Origin of the sequence: Maricaulis sp., from assembly GCF_048269565.1 — a bacterium.
Taxonomy (GTDB): Bacteria; Pseudomonadota; Alphaproteobacteria; order Caulobacterales; family Maricaulaceae; genus Maricaulis.
Map to the genome: position 1 here is coordinate 123,135 of NZ_JBLXIK010000006.1, position 11,852 is coordinate 134,986.

Here is an 11,852-nt window from a genome sequence, read left to right on the forward strand (position 1 = left end):
GTGTCGCCGCGCCTGCGCGGTCACCCGCTCCGGTGCCGGCGCGTAGCCCCCGTCCGCGACAAGCCGGTGTCACAGCATCAAGGCTTTCACGGCGCGCCGAAAACCTGCTTTACTGGACCCAGGAAAGACGGGGATTCAATGATGAGGCATTTGCTCGGGGCGTTTTTTGGCCTGGTTCTGCTGTCGGCGCCGGTGATGGCGCAGTCTTCGCCACTGACAGGGCGCTATGATCCGGCGATCCCCACCGCGCAAACCGCCCTCGGTCATGAATTCGGGGCGGAAATCACGCCGCCCGACCGGGCCATTGCCTATCTGCACGCCCTGCAGGCCGCAGCCCCCGACCGTGTTCGTGTTGTCGAGTATGCGACCAGCTGGGAAGGCCGCACGCTCGCCTATGCCATCATCGCCAATGCAGACACCATGCAGCGCCTCGACGCCATCCAGGCCGATCTGCAGCGACTGGCCGACCCCCGCGGTCTTGATGCTGATGCCCGCGATCGCCTGATCGCCTCTACCCCGGCGGTTGTCTGGCTGTCCTATGGCGTCCATGGCGACGAGATTTCCTCGACCGATGCCGGTCTGCGCACGGCCTATCATCTGCTTGCCTCGCGCAATGATGCCGGTGTCGACCGGATCCTCGACCAGACCATCATCATTATTGATCCGGTCCAGAATCCCGATGGCCGTGCCCGCTTCCTCAACAGTTTCACCGCCGCGCGCGGTCTGCGCCCGGACGAGAACCGCTTCACGGCCGAGCATGACCAGCCCTGGCCGGGCGGGCGCGTCAATCACTATCTGTTCGACATGAATCGCGACTGGTTCGCCATGACCCAGCCGGAGACCCGGGGCCGGGTCGCGGCGATGCTGGACTGGCGTCCGGTGGTGGTGGTCGATGCGCACGAGATGGGCGGCGACAGCAGCTATTTCTTCGCGCCCTCCGCCGAGCCCTTCAACCCCAATGTGGTGCAGAGCCAGCGCGACGCCCAGGATCTGATCGGCCGCAATCACGCCCGCTGGTTCGACCGTCTGGGCTATGACTATTTCACGCGCGAAGTCTTTGACGCCTTCTATCCCGGCTATGGCGACATGTGGCCGACGCTGCAGGGCGCGGTAGCGATGACCTATGAGCAGGCCTCGGCCCGCGGCCTGGTCTGGCGCCGGCGTGATGCCTCGCTGCTGAGCTATGGCGACGCCGTCGAGCATCACTATGTCGCCAGCCTGTCGACCGCCGAGGTCGTGGCCGCCAATCGCGAACGCTTCGTGCGCGATTTCGCTGAATTCCGGGCCTCGGCCGCCAATGATACCAGCGGGCCACAGTCGGTTCTGCTTGACCTTGGCAGCAATCGCTGGGGCGCCGAGCGTCTGGCGCGCAGCCTGGTCGCGCAGGGGATCGAGGTCGGGCGCGTCGACGGGCCGGTGTCTGCCTGCGGGGCCCGCTTTGCCGATGGCGCCTTCGAGGTCCGGTTCAACCAGCCTGCCGGACGGCTGGCGCGCACCCTGCTCGAGGACACCACCGAGCTGCCTGCCGATTTCATGCGCGAACAGGAAAGCCGACGCGCCCGCGGGCTCGGGGCCGAGCTCTATGATGTGACGGCCTGGTCGCTGCCACTGATGCACAATGTTCACGCCGTCAGCTGCAGCCGGTCTGCGGGCCTGGCGAGCGAGGCCGTGGCGGCCGATGATGCCATCGCCTCGTCGGGCTCGAATGACGGTGCCGCCTGGGGCTATGCCATCGCCTGGGAGGATGCCGGCCAGGCCCGTCTCGTTGCCGCGCTTGTTGCCGCCGGCGTGCCGGCGCGGACCAGCGATGTCGCCTTCCGCATCGGCGATCGCACCTTCCCGCGGGGCAGCGTGGTCGTGCCGCGCCATGGTGCTCCGGCCAATCTCGACAGCCTGATCTCCCGCCTCGGCAGCGAGATCGGTGCGAGCTATGTCGGACTGGACTCCAGCTGGGTTGATGAGGGACCCAATCCGGGGTCGGAGAATTTCATGGACGTGCCGGCGCCGCGCATCGCCATGCTCTGGGATGACGGTACCGACGCCAACTCGGCTGGCCCGACGCGCTATGTGCTCGAACAGCGCTATGGCATCCCGGTCAGTGTAATCCGTGCTGCAAGCCTGGGCCGGGCCGACCTGTCGCTGTTCGATGTCCTGATCCTGCCGGAACAGGGCCGTAGCGGCTATTCCAGCGTTCTTGGCAGCAGCGGGTCGGCGCAATTGACGCGTTTCGTCCGCGCCGGCGGTGTGCTGGTCGGTCTGGGTGATGCGACACGATGGATGGCCGATCCGGACGTGGCCCTGGTGCCGGCGCGGCGCGAGCGGGCAGCCGATACGGCCCGTCCCGCTGCCGTTCAGGACGAGGCCGTGGTCGATGCGGTGGTGCTGGCTTCGGCCGACGAGCTTGATGCGGTCCAGGCCGAGCAGGGGGCGATGCCGGCCTATTCGCCCGGCGCCCTGCTGCATGTCGAAGCCAATCCCGATGCCTGGATGTCGGCCGGTTATAGCGGTGGTGCCGCGGTTCTGGTGACCGGCTCGGACATTTACGCGCCCATCAGCCGCGATGAAGCCGATACCGCGATGCGGTTCGCCGGACCGGATACCCTGGTCGCGGGCGGCTATATGTGGGCCGAGTCCGCGGCCCAGATCGCCTTCAAGCCCTTCCTGATCTCCAATTCAATGGGAGCCGGTCAGGTGATCGCCTTTACCCAGGCGCCGACGACGCGGGCCTATCTGGAAGGTCTCGACCTGCTCTTGCTCAACGCCGTCCTGCTCGGACCGGCGCATAGCCGCGGCATGCGCTGAGGACTGCTGATCGAGGGCTATTCGCCCTCGATCTCGACCCGTTCGGCTTCCAGTTCGAGCCAGCGATCTTCCTTCTCGGTCCGCGAGGCCAGCGCCGCGGCGAGGTCCTTGCTCGCCTTGGTGAAGCGGGCCGTGTCCTTGAAGATCTCCGGATCGGCGAGCTCGGCCTCAAGCGCGGCGATGGTCTCGCCAAGGGCATCGATCTCGGCCGGCAGCAGTTTCAGCGCATAGCGGTCCTTGTTGGCCATCTTGCGCTTTTGCACCCGCGGCGGCGCGGCGGCGGCCTTCGCGGCCGCCTTGCGATTGGGCGCGACATCGCCGCCGAGCGGGGTCAGGCCATAGCCGCGCTGGGCGACCATGTCGGAATAACCGCCGGGATATTCGGTCCAGTTGCCATCGCCTTCGGCGATCAGCACGCTGGTACAGACCCGGTCGAGAAAGTCCCGGTCGTGCGAGACGATGAAGACGGTGCCCTCATACTCGTCGATCAGGCCCTGCAGCAGATCCAGCGTTTCCAGATCGAGATCATTGGTCGGTTCGTCGAGCACCAGCAGGTTTGACGGCAGGGCCAGGGCGCGGGCGAGCATGACACGCGCCTTCTCGCCACCCGAGAGGACTTCGACCGGCGTATTGATCTGCTCCGGCGGGAACAGGAAGTCCTTCATATAGGCGATAACGTGCTTGGACTGGCCATTGACCTCGACGGTATGACCGCCGCCCTGGGTGAGGGCTTCCGACAGCGTCCATTCCGGCCGCAACGCCACGCGCTTCTGGTCGAGACTGGCCATTTCCAGCTTGGTGCCGAGCCGCAGCTCGCCGCTATCGGGCGCCAGATTGCCCGTCAGAAGGTTGAGCAGGGTGGTCTTGCCGGCGCCGTTCGGTCCGATCAGGCCGATGCGGGCGCCGCGCGCGATCTTGATCGAGAAATCCTTGACGATATCGCGGCCTTCATAGGCCTTGTTGATCGCGATCGCCTCGGCGACCAGCTTGCCGGAATCCTGGGCGGCGGAGGATTGCAGATTGACCTGGCCTTGCGGTCCGCGATGCTCGCGGCGTTGCTGGCGCAGACCCTGCAGATCGGACAGCCGCTTCACATTGCGCTTGCGCCGCGCGGTGACGCCATAGCGCAGCCAGTGTTCCTCGCGCACGATCTTGCGGTCGAGCTTGTGCAATTCGAGCTGTTCGGCCTCGAGCACTTCATCGCGCCAGGCCTCGAAGGCCGAGAAGCTGCGTTCCATCAGCCGGGTCTGGCCGCGATCCAGCCACAGCGTCTTGCGCGACAGGTTCGACAGGAAACGCCGGTCATGGCTGATCAGCACCAGGGCCGAGCGGCAGGATTTCAGCTCGGATTCCAGCCATTCGATCGCCGGCAGGTCGAGGTGATTGGTCGGCTCGTCAAGCAGGAGGATATCCGGGCTCGGCGCCAGCGCCTGGGCGAGCGCGGCGCGGCGGGCTTCACCGCCGGACAGCACCTTGGGGTCCTCCAGCCCGGTCAGGCCGAGATGTTCCAGCAAATATTGCGCGCGATAGGGATCATCGCCTTCGGTCAGGCCGGACTGGACGTAATCCATCACCGTCTCGTACTGCGTCAGGTCGGGATCCTGCTCGAGATAGCGGATCGTCGAGCCGGGATGGACGAAGCGTTCGCCCTCATCGGGCTCGACCGTGCCGGCGGCGACTTTCATCAGCGTCGACTTGCCCGAGCCGTTGCGGCCGACCAGGCACAGGCGTTCGCCCTCGCCAACGCTGAGATCAGCGCCGTCGAGCAGGGCGGTAACGCCGAAGGTGAGGTGGATATTCTGGAGAGTCAGGAGAGGTGGAGCCATGGCGCACCGCATACAGGTCCGCGCGATGAAGGTCACGGCCCGCGATCAGGTGTGTGGGACGGGAAATCCAAACCCGTCGAAAATGTAATTATGTCGTAAATTGCGCAATCAATTGTACGATGCTAGGAACTCATTGAAATCGACCATAGGACTGTGTCTGAAATCATGACTGAAATCCCGTTTTTCGGTAGCCGGGCGGCCTTCGCCCTTCGAGTCCGCCAGGCGTCGACGGCGTTGTATGAACAGATGGATGAATGCCTGCAGGCGCACGGTCTGCTTCTGCCCGCCTATGCGACCAGCCTCGTCCAGACCCTGTATCATGGCGGCCCGCAATCGGTTTCCGCCCTGGCGGAAAGCCTGGGCCTGTCGCACCAGCTCGCCTCACAACGGCTGCGGTGGCTGGTCAGGGAAGGTCTGGTGGAAATCGGCGACGACCCGGATGATCGCCGCCGCCGTCTGGTCAGCCTGACGCCGGCCGGCCAGGCCGAAGGTGACAAGCTCCAGGCCTTCCTGCCGCGCCTCGAGCAGGCCTATTGCGACCTGTTCGACGAGATCGGAATGGATTTGCACCAAGGCATGGTTGATGCCCGCGCTGCCCTGCTTGCCAGCCCGCTGCTGGCCCGGATGCAGGCGGACACCGACACCCAGACGCTGTCACGCAGCGCCGAATGACTTCAGAAACGGGGATTGCGCCAGCGCGTGTCCCCCTGATGACGGCCGAAGGCCGATGGTATGCACGGGTAAACTCCACGGCCAATCCGGTCGTGATTGACAATCAACAGGGACGGGGCCGGCAAGCGGCCGCGATTTGAATATGCTGGAAATCAAGGGACTGTCGAAAACCTACGGCAACAAGGTGCGCGCGCTCGACGGGGTCGACCTGTCCATCCCCAACGGTATGTTCGGCCTGCTCGGGCCCAATGGCGCGGGAAAGTCGACGCTGATGCGCACCATCGCGACGCTGCAGGCACCCGATAGCGGGACCCTGATGTTCGGCGATATTGACGTGCTGAAGGATCCGCAGGCCCTGCGCGCCACGCTGGGCTACCTGCCACAGGATTTCGGCGTCTATCCGCGTATGTCGGCCCGCGCCATGCTCGACCATCTCGCCGTTCTCAAGGGAATTTCCAACGGCAAGGAACGCAAACAGGTCGTGGAAAGCCTTCTGGAACAGACCAACCTGGCGCAGCACGCCAAGAAGGCCGTTGCCAGCTTCTCCGGCGGCATGCGCCAGCGCTTCGGCATTGCCCAAGCCCTGCTTGGTGACCCGCAATTGATCATTGTCGACGAACCCACTGCCGGTCTCGACCCGGAAGAGCGCAATCGCTTCCACAATCTGCTGTCGGAAATCGGCGAGAATGTTGTCGTTATCCTCTCGACCCATATCGTCGAGGACGTCTCTGATCTCTGCCCGAACATGGCGATCCTCAATGGTGGCAAGATTGTCGCCAAGGGTTCGCCCACCGAGCTGATCGCGAAGATGGATGGCAAGGTCTGGGCGCGAACCATCGCCAAGGCCGAACTGGCCGGCCTGCGCAGCCAGTACAACATCATCTCCGAGCGTCTGACGGTTGGTCAGGTGCGAATCCATGTCGTCTCCGACAGCAATCCGGGTGAGGGCTTCGAGCCCATCCAGGCCGATCTGGAAGACGTGTATTTCGCAACCATCCGCAAGGGCCAGTCCGCCCCCGCGGCGGCCGCCTGATCCCCGAAACCCTGAAAGGAAGGAGCGCGTCATGCTCTCAAAAATCGCCGGGTTCGAGGTTCGCTATCAGCTGTTCTCACCCACTTTCATCGCCGTTTTTGCCATCTTCTTCCTGCTGACATTCCTCGGAGTCACCGTCGATGGCGTCCAGATTGGCGGCGGCGGCTCCACCAATATCAACTCGCCCAATGCGCTGACGATCAATGTGCTGATCCTGTCGCTGTTTGGCGGTTTCATTCCAGCGGCCTTCCTGTCATCGGGTGTGCTGCGGGATCGCGGCTTCAAGACCGAGGAGCTGTTCTTCTCGCGACCGATCCGCGAGATCGATTTCGTACTCGGCCGCTTCACAGGCGGTTTCATCGCGACGGCCCTGTGCTTTGTGGCGGTGCCGCTGGCCTTCCTGCTGGGTTCGCAAATGCCCTGGCTGGACCAGGAGCTGGTCGGTCCGACCAATCTGGCCTGGTATCTCTACATCTATGCCGCCGTTGGGCTGGTGAACATGTGGGTGATGGGCACGATCCTGTACACCGTCGCCAATTTCACCCGCTCCAACCTTCTGGTGTGGGTCGCTTTCCTGTCGCTCTTCGTGCTGTATCTGGTTGGCTCGGTTGTCGCGCAGCAGGAACCGGGTCTGCGCGAGACGATTGCCCTGGTGGATCCGTTTGGCCTCAACACTTTCGGAGAGGTCACGCGCTACTGGACCACGTTCGAGCAGAACAGCCAGGTCATTCCCTTTGACGGTGTCTTCATGATGAACCGGCTGGGCTGGATGACAGTCGGTCTGGTGCTGCTGGTGATCAACGTGCTCAGCTTCCGTTTCCGCAAGGGCACGTCCTCGGCGGGCCGGCGCGGAACGGATACCGCAGCGGCGGTCATGCCCGTCTCGGCGATCTCCGATATCGCCCTGCCGCGCGTGACACCGTCTTTCGGCGCCGGCACGGCGATCCAGCAATTTCTCGCCCGCCTGAATTTCGAGGTGAAGGGCGTCGTCTTCAATGTCGCCTTCTGGCTGATCCTGGTCATTGGCCTGATCAATACCGTGCCTGCCTTCTTCCTCGGCGGCGGCGTGTTCGGCACTGATGACTACCCCATCACCCGCGTGATGATGAATATCATCGCTGAAGGCTACGGCATTTTCCCGGTCATCATCGTGATCTTCTATGCCGCCGAGCTGATGTGGCGCGAGCGCGGCGTCGGGTTCTCGGAAATCACCGATGCGACACCGACCGCGAGCTGGGTGTTCGTGACCACCAAATTCCTTGCCATGTGTGTGGTGATCGTCTCGCTGGCCGTGGTGATCATCCTCGCAGCCATTATCGCCCAGTTCTTCCAGGGCTATACGCAGTTCGAGTTCGGACAGTACGCCATGCGTGGCTTCCTGGAGCTGATCGTTCCCCCGGTTCTCCTCGCGGCACTGGCGATTTTCCTGCAGGTGGTTTTCAACAACCGCTGGCTGGGCATGGCCGCAATGATGGTCTTCTTCGTGGCCACGCTGGTGATGTCTCAGGTTGGCTTCGACCATGCCCTCTACCGCTATGGCCTGCCGCCGATCGGGATCTGGTCCGACATGAATGGCTATGGCCATTTCCTCGGCATCTCCCTGTGGTTCACCCTGTATTGGAGCTTCGTTGCGACGCTCCTGCTGGTGCTGGCCTACCAGTTGTGGAGCCGCGGTGCCCTGACGTCGATCTGGTCACGGATTGCCGGCCTCACGCGCGGCTTCACGCCGGCCACCTCCAGCCTCGCGGCTGCAGCTCTGATCGGTGCCGGGCTCACCGGCAGCTGGATCTTCTACAACACCAATGTGCTCAATGAGTATGTCTCCGGGCCCGATGGCCGGCACCAGCAGGCGGCCTATGAACGTGAATACGAGCATCTGGTCGATCTGCCGCAACTGACCATCACCGACACCTCCTATGATGTCGACATCTATCCCGATGAGCGGCGCTATGAGGCGCGTGGCAGTTATGTGCTGCAGAACCAGACCGATGGTCCGCTCGACACTCTGTGGATTTCCTATGGCCCCGGCACGACCATCCGTAGCCAGGTGTTCGAGGGCGCATCGATCGCGACCTCCGACGCGGAGTCCTATATCTACAGCTTCGCGCTGGATGTGCCGATGCAACCGGGCGAGAGCCGGACATTCGACTTCGAAGTCGCGCGCCTCAATCCCGGCTTCCGCAACGGCAATAATGTGACGACGGTCAATTACAACGGCACATTCTTCAACAATGGCGAATCCATGCCGACGATCGGCGTCAACCAGGGCATCTTCCTGCAGGACCGCCAGCAACGCCGGCGTGAGGGGCTTGAACCCCTGCCGCGGGCCTATGATCTCGAGGATGAAAGCCGCTACAATCAGGGCGCCTTCTTCGGCAATGCGGCTCACTATGTGAGCTTCCGTACCATTGTCTCGACCAGCCTTGACCAGACCGCCATCGCACCGGGTTATCTCGAACGCGACTGGGTGGAGGGCGACCGGCACTATTTCGAATATGTGATGGATCGGCCGATCCTCAATTTCTACTCATGGCTCTCGGCCGATTACGAGCTGGCCGAACGCACCCGTGACGGGATCGATCTCCAGGTCTTCTATCACCAGCCGCATGGCTGGAATGTCGAGCGCATGCTGGAAGCCGCCGAGGATTCGCTGGGATATTTCTCCGAGCATTTCAGCCCTTATCAGTACCGCCAGTACCGCATTCTGGAATTCCCGGCCTACCAGGAATTCGCCCAGGCGTTTCCGAACACGATCCCCTTCTCGGAAGGCATCGGTTTCATCGCCGATTTGCGTGAAATCGAGGACATTGATTACGTCTACTACATCACCGCTCACGAGGCGGCGCACCAGTGGTGGGCGCATCAGGTGATGCCGGCGAATGTGCAGGGCGCCACGATGCTGGTCGAAAGCTTCGCCCAGTATTCGGCCCTGATGGTGATGCGCCAGGAATATGGCGAGGACGCCATGCGCCGTTTCCTCAAATACGAACTCGACCGCTATCTCGGCAGCCGCGGTTCGGAAGCGATCGAGGAACAGCCGCTCTACCGGGTCGAGAACCAGCAATACATTCACTACCGCAAGGGTTCGGTGATCCTGTATGCGCTGCAGGACTATCTCGGCGAGGACGTCGTCAATCACGTCATGCAAAGACTGATCGAGGAACGGGCCTATTCCAGCGAGCCCTATGCCACCACGCTGGACTTCCTGCGCATATTGCGTGAGGAGGCGGGTCCCGAGCACGAGCAGATGATCCATGACTTCTTCGAACGGATCGTGCTGTTCGATCTCCAGGCCACCGATGCCACGGCAACGCAGCGCGCGGACGGGCGCTGGGATGTGGCGATCGATGTCGAGGCGCATAAATTCGCCGCCGACGGAGCCGGTGAGCAGACCGAGGAGGACATCGATTACATGATCGATATCGGCATCTTCACCCGTGATCTGAACGGTCCGATCGAGGGGTCCGACCATGTGCTCTACATGGAGAAAAACCGGATCAACGAGACGACGATGCGCTTCGAGTTCACAGTCGACGAGGAACCGGTCTGGGTCGGCATTGATCCCTACAACAAGCTGATCGACCGCGATTCCGACGACAATCTCGTCCGGGTGACGATCGAATAGCGCGGGCTGGCGGCGCGGATGGTTTTTCAGCCAGCCGCGCCGCCGGACCTCAGAATGTCGATGCGACCACCAGGTCGGGCGGTTGCTGGATCAGCGGCGCGGCATGCCGGCGCAGGGCCGGCGCCGCGGCGGCGTCCGAACCCGCCGCGTGCCGGGTGATGCTGAGCACGAAATTGGCAAACATCGGCAAGGCCTCGCGCGCGTGCAGATAGCCCTTCTTGTTCTGCCTTTCCCAGAAATTCCAGTATCCGGGCACATGGCCGATCACCGAAAGATCGTGTCCGAGATTGAGGAAACACATCGGCGCGCGCAGCAGGAAGCGTTTGAAGCCATTGGTGTCCTCTCCGCCGCTGAAGCGGGCGAACACCTGGTCATACTCTTCCATGACCGAGCTCAGGCTTGACCAGCGCGCCCGTGTCTCGTCGATGATCTGGCGGCGCATGTATTCGATGTCATTGCGCTCGGACTCGCTGGCTCCGACAATGCTGGCCGACTTGATCTGTTGCAGGAAGTGCTTGAGCCCGGCGAAGGCCTCCGACATTGACCAGCGATAGTAGAGAATACCCTTCCAGCCGAACATGCCGGCCTTGAACTCCGGCAGGGTCATGTCGAGCGACTGGCGCAGGGCCGAGAGGCGCTCATCGCTTTCGCTCGACAACAGGGAGTGTGCGAAACGCAGGGCGCGGCCCTCGTCCTGATTGCTGTGGCCGGAGCCGAATGCGAGCGAGACCACCGAGACGATCTGTTCGGCGACCGTCTTCTCCATGCGGGCGACTTCCGCGTCGGAAATGTCGAAATAGAGCGGGGCTATCGGCCGGCTGTTATTGCGATAGCGCTCGGCCAGCAGGAAAGGGTCGAAACTGGGCAGGGCCGCGAGCTCGCGCAAGCGAATCAAATCAAGGTCGAGCAAGTGCGGCTCGTCCGGACGTTCGAACAGGGTACGCATCTTGGCGGCAAAGCCGATTTCCTCGACGAAGACGGCATGGCCGCCCAGCGAGAGATCATCCTGGGCCAGCGGCACCAGCACCTTGGTAACGACCGGCTGGTTGGACATCACATAGGGGCGCTCATGGGCACGCACCGTGTGTTTGACGATGAAGGCCTGGTTGAGGCGTGGATGCAGGAAGAAGGGCGCCTCGCCGTGCGCCCCCCGCTCACCATGCCGCAAGGCGATGGAGTGGAGGTCGAGAATCCGGCTGGTGGCGCCGCCCTTGAGGATATTGCGCAAGTCGGATCTGGCAACCGGTCTGACTTCGCTCATCTTGCTCTCCCCAGGTACCGGGAAGTGATAACCGGGCCGGTTTAATATCGGGTCGGCCTTGCCAGCCAAATTCGAGATTCAATTGAATCGAATTCGTCGCAAATGCCCGTATGTCACCGGGAGCGGGCGGGCGGCTTGAGCAGCGAGAACAGCAGGCCGGCGCCAGCCCCTGCGAGCGCGAGGCTGAGCAGGCCGGGCAGGGTGCGGCTCGAGGCGACCGGGGTGATGGTCGAGTGAAGCGCCGCGCCGTAATAGGCTGTGATGGCGATCATGATGCAGGCCACGGCGGCGCCACCCGCCAGCGTAAAGCCGATGCGCCGCCAGGGCCGGCCCAGCAGGCGCGCGATCCAGCCGGCGACCGGGAAGGCAATCGCAAAGCCGATCAGCACGACCGCGAACAGGGTCGGGCCGAAGCCGAGCAGGTCGCGCTTGATGGCATCGAGCCGGACCGCGGCCGGAAAATCTGCGCCGATAGCTGCGAGCGATTGCAGCACGACATGGGTGTTGGCGATGCTGACCAGCACCGTCCCGACGAGGACCGCGACGATAAAAACGAGCGCCGTGCGCATGATCGACATCACCAGTGGCCTTCCGGGACTCTACACGATGCACACGAGCCTATAGGCTGACCGC

General features: G+C 63.2%; 7 protein-coding genes. 4 read left to right on the plus strand and 3 right to left on the minus strand.

Annotated elements, in window-relative coordinates:
- Positions 1-138 precede the first annotated feature (138 nt).
- Positions 139-2,802: a M14 family metallopeptidase gene (locus ACN0YL_RS12135; protein WP_417498161.1), complete on the plus strand. Its 2,664-nt coding sequence runs from the start codon at positions 139-141 to the stop codon at positions 2,800-2,802.
- A 17-nt stretch (positions 2,803-2,819) separates the two neighbouring features.
- Here the strand turns inward: ACN0YL_RS12135 and ACN0YL_RS12140 are convergent, their stop codons facing one another.
- A complete protein-coding gene (locus ACN0YL_RS12140; protein WP_417498162.1) occupies positions 2,820-4,628 on the minus strand; it encodes an ATP-binding cassette domain-containing protein in 1,809 nt (602 codons plus the stop codon).
- Between the two features lie 165 nt (positions 4,629-4,793).
- On the opposite strand from ACN0YL_RS12140, the gene ACN0YL_RS12145 reads away from it, so the two are divergent.
- The 3 genes from ACN0YL_RS12145 (at position 4,794) to ACN0YL_RS12155 (ending at position 9,958) form a co-directional block, all read left to right on the plus strand.
- A complete protein-coding gene (locus ACN0YL_RS12145) occupies positions 4,794-5,300 on the plus strand; it encodes a MarR family winged helix-turn-helix transcriptional regulator (protein ID WP_417498163.1) in 507 nt (168 codons plus the stop codon).
- Positions 5,301-5,442: 142 nt separating this feature from the next.
- Complete coding sequence (locus ACN0YL_RS12150; protein ID WP_417498181.1) at positions 5,443-6,333, plus strand: ABC transporter ATP-binding protein; 891 nt, start codon at positions 5,443-5,445, stop codon at positions 6,331-6,333.
- Between the two features lie 31 nt (positions 6,334-6,364).
- Positions 6,365-9,958 (plus strand): ABC transporter permease/M1 family aminopeptidase, encoded by a 3,594-nt coding sequence (locus ACN0YL_RS12155; RefSeq protein ID WP_417498164.1) that lies wholly within the window; start codon positions 6,365-6,367, stop codon positions 9,956-9,958.
- A 49-nt stretch (positions 9,959-10,007) separates the two neighbouring features.
- Here ACN0YL_RS12155 and ACN0YL_RS12160 read toward each other — a convergent pair whose 3' ends face one another.
- Positions 10,008-11,219, minus strand: a complete 1,212-nt coding sequence (locus ACN0YL_RS12160; protein ID WP_417490615.1) for a hypothetical protein — start codon at positions 11,217-11,219, stop codon at positions 10,008-10,010.
- A gap of 113 nt (positions 11,220-11,332) precedes the next feature.
- Complete coding sequence (locus ACN0YL_RS12165) at positions 11,333-11,797, minus strand: hypothetical protein (protein ID WP_417490616.1); 465 nt, start codon at positions 11,795-11,797, stop codon at positions 11,333-11,335.
- Positions 11,798-11,852 lie beyond the last annotated feature (55 nt).